Below are 20017 nucleotides of genomic sequence, written 5' to 3'. Positions count from 1 at the left end.
GCAGGGCGGACCGTTGACGGTCGGCCCGTGCGGCGGGCAGGCGGGGAAGGGGGCCATCATGGCCGGGACCGCTCACGTCGCATGCCTCGTGGGGCCGTCGAAACAGGTCCCGGACCCATGGTCCGGACCGCGCATCGGGTCGGTCGAGAATGGGCATCCCGCAGTCCGAGAAATCCGCTGCCGAGTAAATCGTGTGCGACTCCAGCATGGGAGCAGAGGCGTGAATGAGATGGGCGAGATATCCGCGAGTGAACTGCTGACCTCATTCGCGTTCGATTCCGAAGTTGCCGGACTGGCCAAGGACGCACTTCTTTCCGGAGTGCATCTCAAGGTCCTGCCCTTTTCTGCCCCCGCGGCGTCCATCCGGGGTATGTGCCATATGCGGTTGCGCATCGTGCACATGCGTGGGGTGCTGACCCTCGGGGACGCGGAGTGTCTTGCGGGCCTTGCCGACATGGGCGATCAGGACGTCTATCTGGGCTTCGTGGACGATCGCGCACGTACGGGGTGGTGGTTTCACCTCTACCTCGACCCGCTCCGTCTCACCGTGGCCGGATGTGTAGCGGTCGGCACATTCCCCGAAGGTGAGCCCTCGCCGGGCCTTTCCGGGTAAAAAGCGAACAATTCACCGCGCGGCGCCTCTGCCGCCTTACCGGATCTGCTTTCCGCCGAAGCTGATTCCCGCTGGAGATGGGCCAGGAGCGTCGACAGGGCGCCGTGGGAGGTACTCGGCGACGCGCTGGTGCGAGGACGTGGCGTTGGCGGGGCCGGCGGAGATCCAGGAGCTCGCCGCCGGGCGGACGGACGACGCAGCGGCTGAGTTGCAGCGCCGGCAGCGCGTCCACGTGATCGCGAACGCCTGCCACCGGATTCCGTTTCCGACCGGGAACATCCTGGAGGTGAACGCGGTGAGCCTTCCCCGCTCGTTCAAGAACGGGTCGACCCGGACCCGGGAGGAGGGGCGGGAGTGGTCGGCGGGCCTGGGCTACGCGCCGCCCCGCTCGACAGGGCGGGTGCTTGCCTCGAATCCGGCGGCAGGGTGACGGGTGGGCCGCGCGCGGCGGGATCGCCCTACTACGCGCCGTCGTACTCCGCCCGGCTGACCTCCACCGCCGGGCCGTGGTCCACGGCCCACTCCGCCAGCGCCACCGCCGGCCCGATCAAGGTCCGCCCCCGCGCCGTGAGTTCGTACTCGACCCGGGGCGGCACCTCCGGGTAGGACGTCCGGCGCACCAGCCCGTCCCGCTCCAGGTTCCGCAGGGTGCGGGTGAGCATGCGCTGGGAGATGCCGGGGACGCGGCGCTGGAGTTCGCCGAAGCGGAGGCGCTCGCCGTCGAGGACGGCCACGACCAGCAGGGACCAGCGGTCGCCGATGCGGTCCAGCAGGCCCCGGATCGTACGGCCGCCGTCGCCGCGGATGAGACAGGAGCCTCGGTTCTTCGACATGGGCAACCGTCCTCTTCTCCGCTCACGCACACCGGTGTGCCTTTTGTAGGCGCTTCCGTCCGCGCCCATCATGTGGGTCCGCACCGGACCGCTCACCATCATGACGGAGGACGAGGATGGACATCGCGTACTGGATCGTCGCAGCGCTTCTGGCGGCCTTCTACCTCTACGCCGGAGGCAAGAAGATCGCGCAGAGCAAGGAGCGGCTCGCGCCCATGATGGGCTGGGTGGACACCGTACCGATGGGGGCGGTCCGGGGGATCGGGGTCGTCGAGATCCTCGGCGCGGCCGGTCTGATCCTGCCGCCGCTCACCGGGATCGCCCCTGTCCTCGCCCTGGTCTCCGCGCTCGGCCTCGTCGTGCTCCAACTCCTCGCGGCCGGTCTGCACCTGTCCCGGGGCGAGGTCAAGGAGACCGGGCTCAACGCCGCGCTCGTCGTGCTCGCCGCCGTGGCCGCCTGGCTTGCCGTCGCCCGGTAGGAACGGTGACCCACTACCCCGAACTCTCGCTCTACGACTTCGATTTCCACGCCGAGCCCGAGGGGCTGACCGCGGGTTGGCTCGAAGGCGGCGAGAGCTACGCGCGCGGCGAGGTGGCGGACGAGGACCGGGAGATCCTGGCCGACCTCGCCGCGCTGCTCCGGAACAAGAGCCGGGGCTACCACTACTGCACGCTCTGTACGGAGATGCGGGAACGGTTCGGCGTATCCGACGCGGGCAGTGCCCGCTTCCGTCTGGGCAGTGCCGAGATCCGCGTGGTCTCCGACGCGGGGCAGCTGTACGTGGCCCCGAACCTGGTGCTGCACTACATCGCCGACCACGGCTACCGCCCGCCCGAGGAGTTCCTCGCGGCGGCACGGGACGAGGCGCGGCGCCGAGGGACGGCCGGTACGACCGACCTGCCCCCACGCCCACCCCTTCCGTAACCCCCGCCCTCCCCGCCTCCCGCGCCTTATCGTGCCGACATGTGTGGAATCGTGGGTTATGTCGGATCGCAGTCGGCGCAGGACGTCGTGGTCGCCGGGTTGAAGCGGCTGGAGTACCGGGGGTACGACTCCGCCGGGGTCGCCGTGCTGGCGGACGGGGGACTGGCCAGCGCCCGTAAGGCGGGAAAGCTGGTCAACCTGGAGAAGGAGCTCAAGGACCGGCCGCTGCCGGACGGGAGCACCGGGATCGGGCACACCCGGTGGGCGACGCACGGGGCGCCGACGGACGCCAACGCGCACCCGCACCTGGACAACGCGGGCCGGGTCGCCGTCGTGCACAACGGGATCATCGAGAACTTCGCCACCCTGCGCACCGAGTTGACCCGGCGCGGGCACGACCTCACCTCGGACACCGACACCGAGGTGGTGGCCCACCTGCTGGCCGAGGAGTTCTCGGCGGGCAGCGGACTCGCCGAATCGATGCGGCGGGTCTGCCGGCGACTCGAAGGGGCCTTCACCCTCGTCGCCGTGCACGCGGACGAGCCGGGCACCGTCGTCGGCGCACGGCGCAACTCACCGCTGGTGGTGGGGGTCGGGGACGGCGAGGCGTTCCTCGCCTCGGACGTCGCCGCGTTCATCGCGTACACCCGCGACGCCGTCGAGCTCGGCCAGGACCAGGTGGTGGAGGTGCGCCGCGACCGGGTCACCGTCACCGGGTTCGACGGCACGCCCGCCGAGGTGCGCGAGTACCACGTCGACTGGGACGCCTCCGCCGCCGAGAAGGGCGGGTACGACTCCTTCATGCTCAAGGAGATCGCCGAGCAGCCCCGGGCCGTCGCCGACACCCTCCTCGGGCGGATCGACGGCGAGGGCGCGCTGACGCTCGACGAGGTGCGGCTGCCGCCGAGCGTGCTGCGGGAGATCGACAAGGTGGTCGTGGTGGCCTGCGGTACGGCGTACCACGCGGGGCTGATCGCGAAGTACGCCATCGAGCACTGGACCCGGCTGCCCTGCGAGACCGAGCTGGCCAGCGAGTTCCGCTACCGCGACCCGATCCTCTCGCCGAACACCCTGGTCGTCGCGATCTCGCAGTCCGGCGAGACCATGGACACCCTGATGGCGCTCCGGCACGCCCGTGAGCAGGGCGCGCACGTGCTGGCCATCTGCAACACCAACGGCTCGACCATCCCGCGCGAGTCCGACGCGGTCCTCTACACGCACGCCGGGCCCGAGGTGGCGGTCGCCTCCACCAAGGCGTTCCTCACCCAGCTCGTCGCCTGCTACCTCGTCGCGCTCTACCTCGCACAGGTGCGCGGGACGAAGTTCGGCGACGAGATCCGTACGATCGTCCGTCAACTGGCCGACATCCCGGACGCCGTCGAGAGCGTCCTCGCCACCATGGAGCCGGTCCGCGAGCTGGCCCGCTCGCTCGCCCACAAGAACACCGTGCTCTTCCTCGGCCGCCACGTCGGCCACCCGGTGGCACTGGAAGGGGCGTTGAAGCTGAAGGAACTCGCGTACATGCACGCCGAGGGGTTCGCCGCGGGGGAGTTGAAGCACGGGCCGATCGCGCTGATCGAGGAGGACCTGCCGGTCGTCGTGGTCGCCCCGTCCCCGCGCGGGCGGTCCGTCCTGCACGACAAGATCGTCTCCAACATCCAGGAGATCCGCGCCCGGGGCGCCCGCACCATCGTCGTCGCGGAGGAGGGCGACGAGAGCGTCGCCCCGTACGCCGACCACCTCATTACGATTCCGGTGACGCCTACGCTGCTTCAGCCCCTGGTCGCCACGGTCCCGTTGCAGGTCTTCGCCTGCGAGCTCGCGACGGCCCGGGGCAACGAGGTGGACCAGCCGCGCAACCTGGCGAAGTCCGTGACCGTGGAATAGCTCCGCGGCAGCAGAGGAACGAGGGTGGGCCCGTGATCATCGGGGTCGGGATCGATGTCGCCGAGATCGCGCGGTTCGACGCCGCGCTGGAACGTACGCCCCAGATGGCCGAGCGGCTCTTCCTCGCGCGGGAACTGATGCTGCCGGGCGGCGAGCGGCGCGGCATCGCCTCGCTCGCCGCCCGGTTCGCCGCGAAGGAGGCCGTGGCCAAGGCGCTCGGCGCGCCCGGCGGCCTCCTCTGGACCGACTGCGAGGTCTGGGTCGAGGACAGCGGGCAGCCCCGCCTGCGGGTCACCGGCACCGTCGCCGCCCGCGCCGAGGCCCTCGGCGTCCGCAACTGGCACCTCTCCCTCAGCCATGACGCGGGGGTGGCGTCGGCCATGGTCGTCGCGGAAGGTTGACACCGTGGCGTGCCGGGTCCGGCGTCCGGGTACGTGTGAGCCGACCCGCCGATTGATCATCCACTGGACCCGCTCCTCCCGACATGTGAAGGGCTGACCGATGCGTACCGCTTACAGCGTGGAGACCGTACGGGCCGCCGAGCGGGCTCTGATGGCACGGCTGCCCGAGGGCGCCCTGATGCAGCGGGCCGCCGCCGGGCTCGCGGTGGCCTGCGGGGACCTGCTGCGCCGCAACGGCCGGGTGTACGGGTCCCGGGTGCTGCTCCTGATCGGCAGCGGCGCCAACGGCGGCGACGCGCTCCACGCGGGCGCCCGTCTCGCCCGGCGCGGCGCGGGCGTCAGCGTCCTGCTCACCGCCCCCGGCCAGGCCCACGCGGGCGGGCTCGCCGCGCTGCGCGCGGCCGGCGGCCGGGTGCTGGACCACCCCGGGGAGGCCGGGATCGTCGACCTCGTGGTGGACGGGATCACCGGCATCGGCGGCCGGGGCGGGCTGCGCCCGGAGGCCGCCGCCCTGGTGAAGGCGGTCACCGAGGGGCACGGCGCGCCGGTCCTCGCGGTGGACCTGCCCAGCGGAGTGGAGGCGGACAGCGGCGAGGTGCACGGGGAGGCGGTACGCGCCGACGCCACCGTCACCTTCGGTGCGTACAAGCCCGGCCTGCTCGTCGACCCGGGCGCCGAGCGGGCGGGCGGGCTGCGGCTGGTCGACATCGGCCTCGGCCCGGAGCTGCCGGAGCGCCCCGACTTGGAGGCGCTCCAGTTCGCGGACGTGGCGGCCCTGCTGCCGCTGCCGGGCGCGGAGAGCGACAAGTACGGCCGGGGCGTCGTCGGCGTGGTCGCCGGCTCGGAGCGCTACCCGGGCGCGGCGGTCCTCGCCGTCGCCGGGGCGCTGCGCGGCGGCGCCGGAGCGGTGCGGTACGCCGGTCCCGGCGGGGAGACCGTGATCGCCCGGTTCCCCGAGACGCTGGTCCACGAGGGGCGGCCCTCGCAGGCGGGCCGGGTGCAGTCCTGGGTGGTCGGGCCGGGGCTCGGCGACGGGCGGGCGGCCACCGCCGCCGTCGAGGACGTGCTCGCCACCGACGTGCCGGTGCTGATCGACGCGGACGGGCTGCGGCTGATGGACGGCGACGCCGTGCGCGCCCGCTCGGCGGCCACCGTCCTCACCCCGCACGCCGGGGAGGCCGCGGCCCTGCTCGGGGTGGAGCGCACGGAGGTGGAGGCGGGCCGGCTCGCAGCCGTACGCGAACTGGCCGCCCGCTACCGCGCCACGGTCCTGCTGAAGGGGTCCACCACGCTGATCGCGGAGGACGGCGACGCGCCCGTACGGGTCAATCCGACCGGCACCGCGTGGCTCGCCACGGCCGGCAGCGGGGACGTGCTCTCCGGGCTGATCGGCTCGCTGCTCGCGGCCGGCCTCGCCCCGCGCGACGCCGCCTCGGTCGGCGCCCACCTGCACGGGCTCGCCGGGCGGCACGGCGCGGACGGGGCGCCCGTCTCCGCGCAGGACATCGCCGAGGGCATCCCGGCCGCCTGGCGGGACGTGCGCCGGGGCTGAGCGTGCGGGGCCCGCCCGCCGGGACCACCCTGGAAGCGGCAAGAGCGGCAGAGGCGGCGACACACGGCGAAAGTGGCGACACGGCGACAAGCGGTGGCGGACACGGACCGGGAGGCGGCAGCCATGGGAAAGAGCGAGGTGCGGGTCCGCAGGGTCTACGACCCGCCCGAGCCGCGCGCGGACGGCGTCCGGGTGCTGGTCGACCGGCTCTGGCCGCGCGGGGTCTCCAAGGAGCGGGCCGCCGTCGACCGGTGGCTGAAGGACGTCACCCCCTCGAACGAACTGCGCGGCTGGTACCACCAGGACCGCTCCGGCGCCCGGTACGACGCGTTCGTGGACCGCTACCGCGCCGAACTCGACGACTCCGCGCACGCCGAGTCGGTCGCCCTCCTGCTGGGCCTCCTGGAGGGCGACGAGCCGGTGACGCTGGTGACCTCCGTCAAGGACATCGGCGCCAGCCATGTGCCCGTCCTCGTCGAGTACCTGGAACACGCGTCGGCCCGCCGCCCCGGCGGCGTCTGAGCACGCGAGGCGGAAGGCCCCGCGCGCCGGGCCCCCGGGCGGCGACCTGAGAGACTGGGCCGCGATGAACGAGAAAGCGTCCTTGAGAGCCCGGGCCGAGATCGACCTCGCCGCACTCCGCGCCAACGTGCGCGAGCTGCGCGCGCGGGCGGGCGGGGCCCAACTCATGGCCGTGGTGAAGTCCGACGCCTACGGCCACGGAGCCGTGCCCTGCGCCCGCGCCGCACTCGAAGCCGGAGCGACCTGGCTCGGCACCGCCACCCCGCAGGAGGCCCTCGCGCTGCGGGCCGCCGGGCTCGGCGGCCGGGTCATGTGCTGGCTGTGGACGCCGGGCGGCCCCTGGCGCGAAGCGGTCGAGGCGGACATCGACGTCTCCGTCAGCGGGCTGTGGGCGCTGCGCGAGGTCGTCGCCGCCGCCGCGGAGGCCGGCCGGACGGCCCGTATCCACCTCAAGGCCGACACCGGGCTCGGCCGCAACGGCTGCCAGCCCGCCGACTGGCCCGAGCTGGTCTCCGAGGCCCGTGCCGCCGAGGCGTCGGGGGCCGTCCGCGTCACCGGCCTCTGGTCCCACTTCGCCTGCGCCGACGAACCGGGCCACCCCTCGATCGCCGCCCAGCTCACGGTCTTCCGCGACATGGTGGCGTACGCCGAGAAGGCCGGAGTGGAGCCCGAGGTCCGGCACATCGCCAACTCCCCGGCCACCCTGACCCTGCCGGAGTCCCACTTCGACCTGGTGCGCACCGGGATCGCGATGTACGGCATCTCGCCCAGCCCCGAGATCGGCACCCCCGCCGACTTCGGGCTGCGCCCGGTGATGACGCTCGCCGCCTCCGTCGCGCTGGTCAAGCAGGTCCCCGCCGGACACGGCATCAGCTACGGCCACCACTACACGACCCCGGCCGAGACCACCCTCGCCCTGGTGCCGCTCGGGTACGCCGACGGCATCCCGCGCCACGCGTCGGGCCGCGGCCCGGTCTTGGTCGCGGGCCGGGTGCGGACCGTCGCCGGGCGCGTCGCGATGGACCAGTTCGTCGTGGACCTGGAGGGCGACCGCACCGAGCCGGGCGCCGAGGCGGTGCTCTTCGGGCCGGGCGACCGGGGCGAGCCGACCGCCGAGGACTGGGCGGTGGCGGCGGACACCATCGCGTACGAGATCGTCACCAGGATCGGTACCCGGGTGCCCCGGGTACACGTCGGCGAGTAGCGGCAGCCACGGCGTACGGCACCACCGACGAGCACGGACCACGACCACGGACGAGGAGCGGGCACGGTGAGCGACAGCAGCGCGGGGGCCGCGGGAGACGTGGTGGCGGCGGCGACCGCCGCGGCGGGCGGATGGCGCAGGGCCTCGGTCGCCGGGGCCGCCATAGGAGTGCTCGCCGCGGGTGCGGCGGCCGGGGTGGCCGTCGAACGGCTCACGGTCGGCCGGGGCATGCGCAAGAGGGCGCGCCTCGCCCTGGACGCCTCCGGGCCGTACGGAGCCCTGCGCGGCACCCCCGGCCAGGCGGTCGCCGACGACGGCACCGCGCTGTACTACGAGACCGACGAGGTCGAGCCGGCCGCAGGCCCGAACGCCGGCGGCACCGGTCCGCGCAAGCGCCGCCTCTTCGGCCGCAAGACGCCCGGACCCGTCACCGTCGTCTTCAGCCACGGCTACTGCCTCGCCCAGGACTCCTGGCACTTCCAGCGCGCGGCGCTGCGCGGGCTGGTCCGCACGGTCCACTGGGACCAGCGCAGCCACGGCCGGTCGGCGCGCGGCCGGTCCCAGGCGGACGGGGTGCCGGTCACCATCGACCAGCTGGGCCGGGACCTGAAAGCGGTCATCGACGCGGCGGCCCCGGAGGGGCGCCTGGTGCTGGTCGGGCACTCGATGGGCGGCATGACGATGATGGCGCTCGCCGACCAGTACCCGGCCCTGATCCGCGACCGGGTCGCCGCCGCCGCGTTCGTCGGCACGTCCAGCGGCCGGCTCGGCGAGGTCAGCTTCGGGCTGCCGGTCGCGGGCGTCAACGCGGTGCGCCGGGTGCTCCCCGGGGTGCTGAAGGCGCTCGGCACGCAGACGGAGCTGGTGGAACGGGGGCGCCGGGCCACCGCGGACCTCTTCGCGAGCCTGATCAAGCGCTACTCCTTCGGCTCGCGTGACGTGGACCCGGCGGTCGCCCGGTTCGCGGAGCGGCTCATCGAGGCGACCCCCATCGACGTGGTCGCCGAGTTCTACCCGGCGTTCACGGAGCACGACAAGAGCGCGGCGCTGCCCGTCTTCCGGGACATGCCGGTGCTGATCCTGGCGGGCGAGAAGGACCTGGTCACCCCCAGCCCGCACAGCGAGGCCATCGCCGACGTGCTGCCCGACGCGGAGCTGGTCATCGTGCCGGACGCGGGCCATCTGGTGATGCTGGAGCACCCCGAGACGGTGACCGACCGGCTCGCGGACCTGCTGGTGCGGATCGGAGCCGTACCCGCTCCGACTAACGTGGGCGGACATGGAAGCACCGCACAACGGCCCGGCCGCTGAGACCGCGGCGGCCCCGGACGCCGTCACCGTACGCATCGCCGTCGAGTCACCCGAACAGATGACGGAGCTGGGCCGCGAACTGGCCCGGCTGCTGGCCCCCGGCGACCTGGTGATGCTCACCGGCGAACTCGGCGCCGGGAAGACGACCCTGACCCGGGGCCTCGGCGAGGGACTCGGGGTGCGGGGCGCCGTCACGTCCCCCACCTTCGTGATCGCCCGGGTCCACCCCCCGCTGGGCGACGGCCCCGCCCTGGTCCACGTCGACGCCTACCGCCTGGGCGGCGGGCTCGACGAGATGGAGGACCTGGACCTCGACGTGTCGCTGCCCGACTCGGTGGTGGTCGTGGAGTGGGGCGACGGCAAGGTCGAGGAGCTCTCCGACGACCGGCTCCACGTGGTCATCGACCGCGCCACCGGCGACACCGACGACGAGCGGCGCGAGGTGACTCTCGCGGGGGTCGGGGCGCGCTGGGCGGACCTGCGGACCCGGATCGGCGGCACGACCGGCTGAGGACCGATCGACGGCGGGAGCCGGAAGCATCGTCGCGGGGCGCCTTCCCAGGGGGAGGCGCCCCGCGGGCGCATGTGCGGCCGGGTGCGCGGCGAGGGCGTACCCGGCCGTGCCGGGCATCCCGCGGACGTATTCGCGGGTGGTTTCCGACAAGGCGTCGGTAAAATGTTGCACAGACCGCCCCGCCCGTGGTGCTATGGGGTGGCGAACTGGTTAGGTATACCTAACTACTCCTCCAGTGGAGCCCAGGAGGCATCCATGCCGACGCCCGAGCGAGAAGTCCGGTACCCGTCCCCCTCCGGGGTGCCGATGAAGGTCCTGCTCGCGTCGTGTGCGGCGGCCAGCGCGGTGTCGACCCCGCCGGCCACTCCCACGGAGGCGGCGGACGCCGCCCGCGCGACGGAGGACGGCGACGCGCACGGTGACGCGGCGAACGAGGACGACACCGACACCGCCGCCACGGTGCACGGAATCAGGCCGCCCGCACAGCGCGAAGCGGCCTGATCACCCACGGCGCGGGGGCGGCCCTCAGCGGACGACGACGACCTTCACGCTGACCGTGGCGAACGACCACAGCGCGTCGGCGTCCTTCCGCGTCATCCGCACCCCGCCGGTCTTCAGCGTCGGGTCCGGGGTCGGCAGCGAGCCGTCCTGCGCCGCGCTGAAGCCGATCACGGTCTCGTCCACCTCGGCGAACCGCACCACGTGCTCGATCGGCACACCGTCCGAGCCGGTCACCGTGCCGGTGCGGGAGTAGACCGCGTACGAGCCCGGCGCGGGGCTGACGCTGCTCGGCACCACCTTGAACGTCCGCGCTGCCTCGCCGTCCTCGCCGACCAGCCACACCCGCCTGTCCTTGAGGGCGTACACGACCCGCAGACCGGTCCCGGAACCGGCCGGAACCGCGAGCGGGTCGACGGTGGGCACGGGCTTCGTCGCGGGCTTCTTCGCGGACGCGGGCGCGGAGGCGCTCGCCGAGACGTCGGCCACCGAATCGGGGGCGTTCGCCGATGCCTGGTAAGCGAGGAATGCGACCGCGGCGACGGCCGCCGCAGTGAGCCCGGCCACGATTCCCGAGCTGCCCCTTGCCACCTGAGCTCCCCTTTCGCATACGGTCCGCCGCATGCCACTTGTCGCATGTCGTACAAGGTTTACGTCGTACTCGTGTATCCCGGGTGACGGTAGCAGCAGCCACGGGGCCCACCGGGACGACGTACGGGCGCGCTGCCTCGGCCGGGGGAGCCGTAGGCTGTTTGCGTGCTCTTGCTCGCCATGGATACCGCCACCCCCGCCGTCACCGTCGCCCTCCACGACGGCACCTCCGTCGTAGCGGAGTCCGGCCAGGTGGACGCCCGACGCCACGGGGAGCTGCTGCTCCCCACCGTCGACCGCGTCCTCGCCGAGGCCGGAACCACCCTCGACGCCGTCACCGGCATCGTCGTGGGCGTCGGCCCCGGCCCCTACACCGGGCTGCGCGTCGGCCTGGTGACCGCCGCGACGTTCGCCTCCGCGCTCTCCGTCCCCGTGCACGGTCTCTGCACCCTGGACGGACTCGCGTACGCCGCCGAGGAGGCCGGGATCACCGGACCCTTCGCCGTCGCCACGGACGCCCGCCGCAAGGAGGTCTACTGGGCACGGTACGAGGACCCCCGCACCCGGACCGGCGGGCCCTCCGTCGACCGGCCCGCCGACATCGCCGGGGAACTGGCCGGGCTGCCCGTCGTCGGCGCCGGAGCGGTGCTCTACCCCGACTCCTTCCCGGACGCCCGCGGACCCGAGCACGTCTCGGCCGGGGCGCTCGCCGCCCTCGCCGCCGAACGCCTGGCCGCGGGCGAGAAGCTGCTCGACCCGCAGCCGCTCTACCTCCGCAGGCCCGACGCGCAGGTCCCGAAGAACTACAAGGTGGTCACCCCGAAGTGACCGGAGCGACCGAGGCGCCCGTCCCGACCGCCGGACTGCGTGAGATGCGCTGGTGGGACATCGAACCGGTGCTGGAACTCGAACACGAGCTCTTCCCCGACGACGCCTGGTCGGCCGGGATGTTCTGGTCCGAACTCGCCCACGCCCGGGGCCCGCACGCCACCCGGCGCTACGTCGTCGCCGAGGAACCCGCCACCGGGCGGATCGTCGGCTACGCCGGCCTCGCCGCCGCCGGCGACCTCGCCGACGTGCAGACCATCGGCGTCACCCGCGACCACTGGGGCGGCGGCCTCGGCTCGGAGCTCCTCACCGACCTGCTGAAGCACGCCACCGCCTTCGAATGCGCGACCGTGCTGCTCGAAGTCCGGGTCGACAACACCCGCGCCCAGAAGCTCTACGAACGCTTCGGCTTCGAGCCGATCGGCTTCCGGCGCGGCTACTACCAGCCGGGCAACATCGACGCACTCGTCATGCGCCTCCACGTACAAGGAACAGAGAATGGCTGATGGCAATGGCTGACGAACCGCTCGTTCTCGGCATCGAGACCTCCTGCGACGAGACCGGCGTCGGCATCGTGCGCGGCACCACCCTCCTCGCCGACGCCGTCGCGTCCAGCGTGGACACCCACGCCCGCTTCGGCGGAGTCGTCCCGGAGATCGCCTCCCGCGCTCACCTGGAGGCGATGGTCCCCACCATCGAGCGCGCCCTGAAGGAAGCCGGCGTCAGCGCCCGCGACCTGGACGGCATCGCCGTCACCGCGGGACCCGGCCTCGCCGGAGCGCTGCTCGTCGGCGTCTCGGCCGCCAAGGCGTACGCGTACGCCCTCGGCAAGCCGCTCTACGGCGTGAACCACCTCGCCTCGCACATCTGCGTCGACCAGCTGGAGCACGGCCCGCTGCCCGAGCCGACCATGGCCCTGCTGGTCAGCGGCGGCCACTCCTCGCTGCTCCTCGCCCCCGACATCACCAGCGACGTACGGCCGCTCGGCGCCACCATCGACGACGCGGCGGGCGAGGCCTTCGACAAGATCGCCCGCGTGCTGGACCTCGGCTTCCCCGGTGGCCCGGTCATCGACCGCCTCGCCCGCGAGGGCGACCCCAAGGCCATCGCCTTCCCGCGCGGCCTGTCCGGCTCCCGCGACCCCGCGTACGACTTCTCCTTCTCCGGGCTCAAGACCTCCGTCGCCCGCTGGATCGAGGCGAAGCGCGCGGCCGGCGAGGAGGTGCCGGTACGCGACGTGGCGGCGTCCTTCCAGGAAGCCGTGGTGGACGTGCTCACCCGCAAGGCCGTCCGCGCCTGCAAGGACGAGGGCGTCGACCACCTGATGATCGGCGGCGGCGTCGCGGCCAACTCCCGGCTCCGCGCACTGGCCCAGGAGCGCTGCGAGCGCGCCGGAATCCGGCTCCGGGTACCCCGCCCCGGACTCTGCACCGACAACGGCGCGATGGTCGCCGCGCTCGGCGCCGAGATGGTCGCCCGCAACCGGCCCGCCTCCGACTGGGAGCTCTCCGCCGACTCCTCGCTGCCGGTGACCGACCCGCACGTCCCCGGCGCACAGCACGGCCACACCCACGACCACGTGCACGAGGTCAGCAAGGACAACCTGTACTCATGACCGTCGCCCTGATGTGGGAGGCCCGCGCCACCGACGGGCGGGGTACGGAACTGCTGGAGTGGGCCCGCGCCCGCGCCGGCGAACTCGCCCGCACCCCGCTGCGCACCGAGCTGCTGCGCGCCCCGCAGGACCGGGTCCTGGTGATCACCTGGTGGCCGAGGGAGTACGGCGACCAGCTGCCGGAGCTTCCCGAGCCCGACGAGCGGCTGATCACCCGCGCGGTGCACCGCTGGCGCTTCGAGTCGCTGGGGCCGGTCGACTCCTGACGACGGGCTCCTTCCCGGGCCCGCGCGCCGCCGTACGGGCGGTGGGCCCGCGTGTCCGATGAGTTCCGGGGCCGGTCCGGGTCTACCTTCCAGAGCCCCGGGCCGGTGACCGGGTCCGGGCCCGGCGGGACCTCGTGGAGGAGAAGACCATGCAGAAGATCACCCCCTGTCTCTGGTTCGACGGCCGGGCCGCCGAGGCCGCCGACTTCTACGTCTCCGTGTTCGGCGGCGACTCGCGCGTCCTGGAGACCGCCCGCTACCCGGACGCCGGCCCGGCCGAGACCGGCACCGTGATGACCGTCCGCTTCCTCCTGGCAGGCCAGGAGTACCTGGGCCTCAACGGCGGGCCGGCGTTCCACTTCACCGAGGCGCTCTCGCTCTCCGTGGACTGCGCGGACCAGGCCGAGGTGGACCACTTCTGGGCCGCCCTCACCGAGGGCGGTGAGGAGAGCCAGTGCGGCTGGCTCAAGGACAGGTACGGCCTCTCCTGGCAGATCGTGCCGCGCGCGCTCCCCGAGATCCTCGGCGGACCCGACCGGGACCGCGCCGACCGCGCCATGAAGGCGATGATGGGCATGGTCAAGCTCGACGTCCAGACGCTGCTCAACGCCTGAGGGTGGTACCCCGGCGGCGACTCCTGGTGGAAGCGCCGCCGGAACTCGCGGTTCCCTGCGAGGTCGGGCGGGATCACCTTGACGGCCACCGGACGGCGCCCGGGGTGTGCGAGAGGTGGACCTCGCCCATGCCGCCGAAAGCGAGTCTCGCCGTCAGCCGATAACCGGCCACCGTGCGCCGGTCGTTCTCCCCCCGGGGCTGCAACACCCCGTCCGCGTCATGCTGTTGTCGGCCCATGGCTTTGGTTTTTCCCGGTCGACCGTGTGCCTCGGAATGAACGAACGGCACTGTATCGGGACGCGGTTGGGTTCATGGGCCTCTTTGCCGCGTACCGGAAACCGGACGTCGAGCGGTCGCGCGCGGGGTTCCGCGGCGGGTCCTGTGCCGGCTCGGTAGGGTCGGCGCCATGTCGTCCCGTGCCGTGCTGCCGCCACCCCCGCCACCCGTGGAGATCCGCTCCTGGCCCGACCGCTCCTCGCTGCTCGCCGACCGGGCCGCGGTCCTCGGCGAACTGGTGCGTCTGCACGTCGGCGGCGGACGGCTCGCCCTCGTCCTGACCTGGGGCGCAGTGGCCGCTCTCGGCTGGGCGTCCGTCGGCGCGGGGATCGCCTCCTACGAGGAGTCCCTCGATCCGATCAGCGACCTGTTCGCGATCGTCCTGCTCTTCGTGGGCATCGCCCTGTTCGTGCCGGCGGCCGCGTTCTTCGGGCTCGGCGTCGCACGCGCACGCAAGGTCCGGACGCTGCTCGCCGGTTGGGGGACGCTCGACCGCGACCCGGACGGGGACCGGCCGCTGCGGGTGCCCGGCCTCGGGCTCGCCTGGCTGCTGCTGTCCTACGCCCTGTGCGCCGCCGGCCTGTTCACCTGCGTGGCCGTCCCGGCGTCGGCCGCGCCGGGCGAGGACACCTACGGCGTGGTGATCCTGGGCATGGGTGTCGGCCTCTGCGCCTGGATCACCGGCCTGACCTGCGCGGTCACCGCGGTCTCCCATCGCCGCTGGGTGCTGCGCGCACTCGGTGGCCCGGCGGCGGCCGGGCCCGCCGCCTGACCCGGGCGGAGCGCTCAGGCGTCCGGCCGGACCGGGCGGCCGATCAGCATGGTCGGGGCCCCGGCGACCCGGGTCAGCAGGACCGTCGCGGAGTTCGGCCCCGCGAGCTTCATCCGGCGGCGGACCTCCTCCGGTTCCACCGCCGAGCCGCGCTTCTTCACCGTCAGCACCCCCACCTCCCGTTCCCGCAGCAGCGCCTTCAGCCGCTTCATGTTGAAGGGGAGCTGGTCGGTGATCTCGTACGCGGAGGTGTACGGGGAGGCGTACGGCCGGTCGCTGGTGACGTAGGCGATCGTCTCGTCGATCAGCCGCCCGCCGCACCGGGCCACGACGTCGGCGACCAGGCTGGCCCGGATCACCGCGCCGTCCGGCTCGTACAGGTAGCGGCCGACCGGCCCGACCGGCGGGGCCGGCAGCGGGGAGCGGGTGGCGAGGGTGGCCCCGGACGGCAGCAGGGTCGCCCGGTAGGAACCGGCCTCGAAGCCCTCGCCGTACCAGAGCACCGCCTCCTTCACGTCCCCGCCGTCCGAGATCCACTCGGCCTCGGCCTCCGGGCCGATCGCCTCGTGCGGGATGCCCGGTGCGATCTTCAGTGCCGCGCGCGGGGCCTTCAGTGCGGCGGCGGTCGCCCAGGACAGCGGGGGCGAGTACGCCTCAGGGTCGAAGATCCGGCCGCGTCCGCCGCGCCGGGCGGGGTCGACGAAGACGGCGTCGTACGGGGAGGTGTCGATGTCGGTCACGTCGGCGCACCGGACCTCGATCAGGCCGGACAGGCCGAGGGCCTCGGCGTTGGCGCGGGCCACCTCCGCGGTGAGCGGGTCGCGGTCGACCGCGAGCACCGCGATGCCGGCACGGGCCAGCGCGATCGCGTCACCACCGATGCCGCAGCACAGGTCCGCCACCCGGCGCACCCCGCCGAGCGCGGCGAACCGTCCGGCGCGGTAGGTGGCGACCGAGGTGCGGGTGGCCTGCTCGACGCCGTTGGGCGTGAAGTACATCCGGTACGCGTCATCGGCGCCGAACTTCGCCACCGCCCGCTGCCGCAGCCGGGCCTGTCCCAGCGCGGCCGAGACCAGGTCGGGGGCGTGGTCGCGGCGCAGCCGGGTGGCGGTGGCCAGCTCGCGCGCCGGGTCGTGGTCCCGCAGTCCGTCCAGGAGGGCGGCGCCTTCGGGCGTACGCAGGGCGGCGAAGGAGGCGAGCGGGTCGGCGGGGCCGTCGACGGCGGGGAGAGGAGCGTTCACCCGTCCCATTGTGGGCCAGCGGCAGGCGCGGGCCGTTCCGGGCCGCCTGCCCCGCCCCACGGGCTGTGCGCCAGGCGGGGGACGCCGCCGGACGCCCGGCGGTGTCGGGTCGGGGCGCCGGGGGAGGGCTGGCAGGATGCGGCGCCATGCAACTAGTACGACAAAAAGAAAAAAGAACGGCGAAGCGGGGCAGATCCGGCACGGTCGCCCTCGTGGCCCTGCTAGGCGCCGCTCTCGCCTCCGGATGCGGCCAGGGCTCCCCGGGCGCCGGCCACCACTCCCGCCAGGGCGCGGCGGGCGCGGGCGGCCGGGCGGCGGCCGGAGCGGCTCCGCAGGCCGCCCCGGTCAGCGCCCTCCTCTCCTACGCGGAGCGGCTGAAGCGACGCCAGGCGCAGCGGGTCGCGGTCGCCAGGAAGTGGGGGCTGGCGGACGTCCCGCTGGCCGCCCCGGCGCCGCCCGCCGAGAAGCCGCGGATCACCAGCCGCGAGGGGTTCGAGGTCGACGACGGCGAGGACCTGCCGCAGGTGTTCACGACCGTCCCCACCGACGAGCGGATCGTCTTCCTCACCATCGACGACGGGGCCGAGAAGGACCCCCAATTCCTGCGGATGATGGACGAGCTGAAGATCCCGTACAGCGCCTTCCTCAGCGACTACCTCGCGAGCGAGGACTACGGCTACTTCGCCCGGATGCAGGAGAAGGGGGTCACGCTCAACAACCACACCCTCACCCACCCCTACCTGCCCGGCCTCTCCTACGCACAGCAGAAGAAGGAGATCTGCGACCAGCAGGACAGGATCGAGAAGCACTTCGGCAAGCGACCGGTGCTGCTCCGGCCGCCGTACGGCAACTACAACCGCGACACCCTCGTCGTCGCCAAGTCCTGCGGGATCAAGGCCGTGCCGCTCTGGGCGGAGGAGGCGTTCCCCGACCACATGGACTGGCGGGAGTGGGACCGGGACCTGCACCCCGGCGACATCGTCCTCACCCACTTCCAGGGGCGCGAGCAGTGGAAGGGGACCATGACCGACATGGTCCGCAACGTCATGAAGGTCATCACGGACAAGGGGTACGCGGTCGCCCGGCTGGAGGACTACGTCTGACCCCCGGGCGGGACCGCGGCGGCGCCTGCCGCCCCCGCGCCGTCTTCACGGGCGCCCGGAGGCTCCCCGCCGGCACCGGGCCTGCGCGTCGTCAGGGCGCGCACCCCCGCGAGGAACCCGGGCACACGTCCCCCCGGACGGCCCGCCCCGGGGGGCGGCCGACGCCACGCGCGGGTACTCAATTGGCACTCCGCTTGACCGAGTGCTAATCGCAGTCATAGTCTCGGTGCTGGCACTCCCCCCTGGAGAGTGCCAGCAGTACCGTGCGACAGGGCAGGTCCGGCACCCGCGACGACGGATCCGGCCCGGTCGCCGACCCAGACTGTTAAACCCCGTGAGATCTCCGAAGGGGGAGACCGGATCGTGTCGACCACCAGCTCCAAGGTTGCGATCAAGCCGCTCGAGGACCGCATTGTGGTCCAGCCGCTCGACGCCGAGCAGACCACGGCTTCCGGCCTGGTCATTCCGGACACCGCCAAGGAGAAGCCCCAGGAGGGCGTCGTCCTGGCCGTGGGCCCGGGCCGCTTCGAGAACGGCGAGCGCCTTCCGCTCGACGTCAAGACCGGCGATGTCGTCCTGTACAGCAAGTACGGCGGCACCGAGGTGAAGTACAACGGCGAGGAGTACCTCGTCCTCTCGGCGCGCGACGTCCTCGCGATCATCGAGAAGTAATTCACCCACATTTGCTGTGTGTTCTGCGCCCCTGGCCCCCTGCGAAATAACTAGCCGGGTGGCGAGGGGCGCAGTTCGTTCGAGAGGGAAAACAGCCCATGGCGAAGATTCTGAAGTTCGACGAGGACGCCCGTCGCGCCCTTGAGCGCGGCGTCAACAAGCTTGCCGACACGGTCAAGGTGACGATCGGCCCCAAGGGCCGCAACGTCGTCATCGACAAGAAGTTCGGCGCGCCCACCATCACCAACGACGGTGTCACCATCGCGCGCGAGGTCGAGCTCGACGACCCGTTCGAGAACCTCGGTGCCCAGCTGGTGAAGGAGGTCGCCACCAAGACCAACGACGTCGCCGGTGACGGCACCACCACCGCCACCGTGCTCGCCCAGGCGCTCGTCCGCGAGGGTCTGCGCAACGTCGCCGCGGGCGCCTCCCCGGCCTCCCTGAAGAAGGGCATCGACGCCGCGGTCAAGGCCGTGTCCGAGGAGCTCCTCGCGACCGCCCGCCCGATCGAGGACAAGTCCGACATCGCCGCCGTGGCCGCGCTGTCCGCGCAGGACCCGCAGGTCGGCGAGCTCATCGCGGACGCGATGGACAAGGTCGGCAAGGACGGTGTCATCACCGTCGAGGAGTCCAACACCTTCGGCCTGGACCTCGAGTTCACCGAGGGCATGGCCTTCGACAAGGGCTACCTGTCCCCGTACATGGTGACCGACCAGGAGCGTATGGAGGCCGTCCTCGACGACCCGTACATCCTGATCCACCAGGGCAAGATCGGCTCGATCCAGGAGCTGCTCCCGCTGCTGGAGAAGGTCATCCAGGCCGGCGGCTCCAAGCCCCTGCTGATCATCGCCGAGGACGTCGAGGGCGAGGCGCTCTCCACCCTCGTCGTCAACAAGATCCGTGGCACCTTCAACGCCGTCGCGGTGAAGGCCCCGGGCTTCGGCGACCGCCGCAAGGCCATGCTCGGCGACATCGCCACCCTCACGGGTGCGACCGTCATCGCCGAGGAGGTCGGCCTCAAGCTCGACCAGGCCGGTCTGGACGTGCTGGGCACCGCCCGCCGCGTGACCGTCTCCAAGGACGACACGACCATCGTCGACGGTGGCGGCGACGCCGCTGACGTCAAGGGCCGCGTCAACCAGATCAAGGCCGAGATCGAGAACACGGACTCCGACTGGGACCGCGAGAAGCTCCAGGAGCGCCTCGCGAAGCTGGCCGGCGGCGTGTGCGTGATCCGTGTCGGTGCCGCCACCGAGGTCGAGCTCAAGGAGAAGAAGCACCGTCTGGAGGACGCCATCTCCGCGACCCGCGCCGCGGTCGAGGAGGGCATCGTCTCCGGTGGTGGCTCTTCCCTCGTCCACGCCGTCAAGGTCCTGGAGGGCAACCTCGGCAAGACCGGCGACGAGGCCACCGGTGTCGCGGTCGTGCGCCGCGCCGCCGTCGAGCCGCTGCGCTGGATCGCCGAGAACGCCGGCCTCGAGGGTTACGTCATCACCTCGAAGGTCTCCGAGCTCGACAAGGGCCAGGGCTTCAACGCCGCCACCGGCGAGTACGGCGACCTGATCAAGGCCGGCGTCATCGACCCGGTCAAGGTCACCCGCTCCGCCCTGGAGAACGCCGCGTCCATCGCGTCGCTGCTGCTCACGACCGAGACCCTGGTCGTCGAGAAGCCGGCCGAGGAAGAGGCCGAGGCCGGTCACGGCCACGGTCACTCCCACTAGTACGGCTCCCGCTCACCGGTCCCCGGGCCGGTGAGCGGCACGAGGCCGGTGCCCCCG

24 protein-coding genes are annotated in these 20017 nt (G+C 72.9%); 21 read left to right on the top strand and 3 right to left on the bottom strand.

The features are described 5' to 3' along the window. The first annotated feature begins 220 nt into the window (after positions 1-220). Both ACFWEP_RS08010 and ACFWEP_RS08005 read left to right on the top strand, forming a co-directional pair. Positions 221-613: a hypothetical protein gene (locus ACFWEP_RS08010; RefSeq protein WP_387367341.1), complete on the top strand. Its 393-nt coding sequence runs from the start codon at positions 221-223 to the stop codon at positions 611-613. Between the two features lie 139 nt (positions 614-752). Further along, positions 753-1043, top strand: coding sequence for a hypothetical protein (locus tag ACFWEP_RS08005; protein WP_387367338.1), 291 nt, complete (start codon positions 753-755; stop codon positions 1041-1043). A gap of 31 nt (positions 1044-1074) precedes the next feature. Here ACFWEP_RS08005 and ACFWEP_RS08000 read toward each other — a convergent pair whose 3' ends face one another. Next, positions 1075-1446 carry a winged helix-turn-helix transcriptional regulator gene (locus tag ACFWEP_RS08000; RefSeq protein ID WP_387367335.1) on the bottom strand — a complete coding sequence of 124 codons (372 nt, stop codon included), beginning with the start codon at positions 1444-1446 and terminating at the stop codon, positions 1075-1077. Positions 1447-1562: 116 nt separating this feature from the next. Between ACFWEP_RS08000 and ACFWEP_RS07995 the strand changes: the two genes are divergently transcribed. From ACFWEP_RS07995 to ACFWEP_RS07950, 10 genes are all read left to right on the top strand, one after another. Further along, a complete protein-coding gene (locus tag ACFWEP_RS07995) occupies positions 1563-1925 on the top strand; it encodes a DoxX family protein (RefSeq protein ID WP_387367332.1) in 363 nt (120 codons plus the stop codon). Positions 1926-1930: 5 nt separating this feature from the next. After that, the gene (locus ACFWEP_RS07990; RefSeq protein WP_387367329.1) at positions 1931-2371 is read left to right on the top strand and encodes a hypothetical protein; all 441 of its coding nucleotides are present in this window, start codon (positions 1931-1933) and stop codon (positions 2369-2371) included. A gap of 39 nt (positions 2372-2410) precedes the next feature. Further along, positions 2411-4258 (top strand): glutamine--fructose-6-phosphate transaminase (isomerizing), encoded by a 1848-nt coding sequence (gene glmS, locus ACFWEP_RS07985; RefSeq protein ID WP_387367326.1) that lies wholly within the window; start codon positions 2411-2413, stop codon positions 4256-4258. Positions 4259-4290: 32 nt separating this feature from the next. Next, complete coding sequence (locus ACFWEP_RS07980) at positions 4291-4659, top strand: holo-ACP synthase (RefSeq protein ID WP_387367323.1); 369 nt, start codon at positions 4291-4293, stop codon at positions 4657-4659. 100 nt (positions 4660-4759) lie between these two features. Next, positions 4760-6211 (top strand): NAD(P)H-hydrate dehydratase, encoded by a 1452-nt coding sequence (locus tag ACFWEP_RS07975; protein WP_387367320.1) that lies wholly within the window; start codon positions 4760-4762, stop codon positions 6209-6211. A 123-nt stretch (positions 6212-6334) separates the two neighbouring features. After that, positions 6335-6733, top strand: a complete 399-nt coding sequence (locus tag ACFWEP_RS07970; RefSeq protein ID WP_387367317.1) for a DUF488 domain-containing protein — start codon at positions 6335-6337, stop codon at positions 6731-6733. Positions 6734-6797: 64 nt separating this feature from the next. After that, positions 6798-7937 (top strand): alanine racemase, encoded by a 1140-nt coding sequence (gene alr, locus ACFWEP_RS07965; protein ID WP_387367314.1) that lies wholly within the window; start codon positions 6798-6800, stop codon positions 7935-7937. A 66-nt stretch (positions 7938-8003) separates the two neighbouring features. Further along, the gene (locus tag ACFWEP_RS07960) at positions 8004-9248 is read left to right on the top strand and encodes an alpha/beta fold hydrolase (RefSeq protein ID WP_387367311.1); all 1245 of its coding nucleotides are present in this window, start codon (positions 8004-8006) and stop codon (positions 9246-9248) included. Then, positions 9217-9759, top strand: coding sequence for a tRNA (adenosine(37)-N6)-threonylcarbamoyltransferase complex ATPase subunit type 1 TsaE (gene tsaE / locus ACFWEP_RS07955; RefSeq protein WP_387367308.1), 543 nt, complete (start codon positions 9217-9219; stop codon positions 9757-9759). Before ACFWEP_RS07960 ends, tsaE begins: the two co-directional genes overlap by 32 nt. A 258-nt stretch (positions 9760-10017) precedes the next feature. Beyond that, entirely contained in the window at positions 10018-10263 is a 246-nt protein-coding gene (locus ACFWEP_RS07950; RefSeq protein ID WP_387367305.1) for a hypothetical protein, read from the top strand. Between the two features lie 24 nt (positions 10264-10287). On the opposite strand, the gene ACFWEP_RS07945 is transcribed toward ACFWEP_RS07950, so the two are convergent. Then, complete coding sequence (locus tag ACFWEP_RS07945) at positions 10288-10827, bottom strand: hypothetical protein (protein WP_387367378.1); 540 nt, start codon at positions 10825-10827, stop codon at positions 10288-10290. A 204-nt stretch (positions 10828-11031) separates the two neighbouring features. Here ACFWEP_RS07945 and tsaB point away from each other — a divergent pair, with 204 nt between their 5' ends. From tsaB to ACFWEP_RS07915, 6 genes are all read left to right on the top strand, one after another. Beyond that, positions 11032-11679 carry a tRNA (adenosine(37)-N6)-threonylcarbamoyltransferase complex dimerization subunit type 1 TsaB gene (gene tsaB / locus ACFWEP_RS07940; RefSeq protein WP_387367375.1) on the top strand — a complete coding sequence of 216 codons (648 nt, stop codon included), beginning with the start codon at positions 11032-11034 and terminating at the stop codon, positions 11677-11679. Between the two features lie 44 nt (positions 11680-11723). Beyond that, positions 11724-12185, top strand: coding sequence for a ribosomal protein S18-alanine N-acetyltransferase (gene rimI / locus ACFWEP_RS07935; protein WP_387367372.1), 462 nt, complete (start codon positions 11724-11726; stop codon positions 12183-12185). Between the two features lie 5 nt (positions 12186-12190). Further along, on the top strand, positions 12191-13294 hold the full coding sequence (gene tsaD / locus ACFWEP_RS07930) for a tRNA (adenosine(37)-N6)-threonylcarbamoyltransferase complex transferase subunit TsaD (RefSeq protein WP_387367369.1): 1104 nt from the start codon (positions 12191-12193) through the stop codon (positions 13292-13294). Beyond that, positions 13291-13560 carry a hypothetical protein gene (locus ACFWEP_RS07925; protein ID WP_387367302.1) on the top strand — a complete coding sequence of 90 codons (270 nt, stop codon included), beginning with the start codon at positions 13291-13293 and terminating at the stop codon, positions 13558-13560. The genes tsaD and ACFWEP_RS07925 overlap by 4 nt, the downstream gene beginning before the upstream one ends. 149 nt (positions 13561-13709) lie before the next feature. Further along, positions 13710-14174: a VOC family protein gene (locus ACFWEP_RS07920; protein WP_387367299.1), complete on the top strand. Its 465-nt coding sequence runs from the start codon at positions 13710-13712 to the stop codon at positions 14172-14174. Between the two features lie 407 nt (positions 14175-14581). Beyond that, positions 14582-15223 (top strand): hypothetical protein, encoded by a 642-nt coding sequence (locus ACFWEP_RS07915; RefSeq protein WP_387367296.1) that lies wholly within the window; start codon positions 14582-14584, stop codon positions 15221-15223. A gap of 14 nt (positions 15224-15237) precedes the next feature. On the opposite strand, the gene ACFWEP_RS07910 is transcribed toward ACFWEP_RS07915, so the two are convergent. Continuing rightward, complete coding sequence (locus ACFWEP_RS07910; RefSeq protein WP_387367293.1) at positions 15238-16473, bottom strand: methyltransferase domain-containing protein; 1236 nt, start codon at positions 16471-16473, stop codon at positions 15238-15240. Between the two features lie 137 nt (positions 16474-16610). Between ACFWEP_RS07910 and ACFWEP_RS07905 the strand changes: the two genes are divergently transcribed. From ACFWEP_RS07905 to groL, 3 genes are all read left to right on the top strand, one after another. Continuing rightward, on the top strand, positions 16611-17567 hold the full coding sequence (locus ACFWEP_RS07905) for a polysaccharide deacetylase family protein (protein WP_387367290.1): 957 nt from the start codon (positions 16611-16613) through the stop codon (positions 17565-17567). 363 nt (positions 17568-17930) lie between these two features. Further along, entirely contained in the window at positions 17931-18239 is a 309-nt protein-coding gene (gene groES, locus ACFWEP_RS07900) for a co-chaperone GroES (protein WP_028439209.1), read from the top strand. Between the two features lie 98 nt (positions 18240-18337). Further along, complete coding sequence (groL, locus tag ACFWEP_RS07895) at positions 18338-19960, top strand: chaperonin GroEL (RefSeq protein WP_387367287.1); 1623 nt, start codon at positions 18338-18340, stop codon at positions 19958-19960. Positions 19961-20017 lie beyond the last annotated feature (57 nt).

This window comes from Streptomyces sp. NPDC060198, from assembly GCF_042728415.1.
Lineage (GTDB): Bacteria > Actinomycetota > Actinomycetes > Streptomycetales > Streptomycetaceae > Streptomyces.
The sequence above is the reverse complement of the archived record's forward strand: the minus strand, read 5'-3'. Positions and strand labels throughout refer to the sequence as shown.

Excerpts from the sequence above, each read along its gene's own strand:
- ACFWEP_RS08000 (WP_387367335.1), bottom strand. The coding sequence starts at position 1,446 with ATGTCGAAGAACCGAGGCTCCTGTCTCATCCGCGGCGACGGCGGCCGT.
- ACFWEP_RS07995 (WP_387367332.1), top strand. The coding sequence starts at position 1,563 with ATGGACATCGCGTACTGGATCGTCGCAGCGCTTCTGGCGGCCTTCTAC.
- glmS (WP_387367326.1), top strand. The coding sequence starts at position 2,411 with ATGTGTGGAATCGTGGGTTATGTCGGATCGCAGTCGGCGCAGGACGTC.
- ACFWEP_RS07975 (WP_387367320.1), top strand. The coding sequence starts at position 4,760 with ATGCGTACCGCTTACAGCGTGGAGACCGTACGGGCCGCCGAGCGGGCT.
- ACFWEP_RS07970 (WP_387367317.1), top strand. The coding sequence starts at position 6,335 with ATGGGAAAGAGCGAGGTGCGGGTCCGCAGGGTCTACGACCCGCCCGAG.
- alr (WP_387367314.1), top strand. The coding sequence starts at position 6,798 with ATGAACGAGAAAGCGTCCTTGAGAGCCCGGGCCGAGATCGACCTCGCC.
- tsaE (WP_387367308.1), top strand. The coding sequence starts at position 9,217 with ATGGAAGCACCGCACAACGGCCCGGCCGCTGAGACCGCGGCGGCCCCG.
- ACFWEP_RS07950 (WP_387367305.1), top strand. The coding sequence starts at position 10,018 with ATGCCGACGCCCGAGCGAGAAGTCCGGTACCCGTCCCCCTCCGGGGTG.
- tsaB (WP_387367375.1), top strand. The coding sequence starts at position 11,032 with ATGGATACCGCCACCCCCGCCGTCACCGTCGCCCTCCACGACGGCACC.
- rimI (WP_387367372.1), top strand. The coding sequence starts at position 11,724 with ATGCGCTGGTGGGACATCGAACCGGTGCTGGAACTCGAACACGAGCTC.
- tsaD (WP_387367369.1), top strand. The coding sequence starts at position 12,191 with ATGGCTGACGAACCGCTCGTTCTCGGCATCGAGACCTCCTGCGACGAG.
- ACFWEP_RS07925 (WP_387367302.1), top strand. The coding sequence starts at position 13,291 with ATGACCGTCGCCCTGATGTGGGAGGCCCGCGCCACCGACGGGCGGGGT.
- ACFWEP_RS07920 (WP_387367299.1), top strand. The coding sequence starts at position 13,710 with ATGCAGAAGATCACCCCCTGTCTCTGGTTCGACGGCCGGGCCGCCGAG.
- ACFWEP_RS07915 (WP_387367296.1), top strand. The coding sequence starts at position 14,582 with ATGTCGTCCCGTGCCGTGCTGCCGCCACCCCCGCCACCCGTGGAGATC.
- ACFWEP_RS07910 (WP_387367293.1), bottom strand. The coding sequence starts at position 16,473 with ATGGGACGGGTGAACGCTCCTCTCCCCGCCGTCGACGGCCCCGCCGAC.
- ACFWEP_RS07905 (WP_387367290.1), top strand. The coding sequence starts at position 16,611 with ATGCAACTAGTACGACAAAAAGAAAAAAGAACGGCGAAGCGGGGCAGA.
- groL (WP_387367287.1), top strand. The coding sequence starts at position 18,338 with ATGGCGAAGATTCTGAAGTTCGACGAGGACGCCCGTCGCGCCCTTGAG.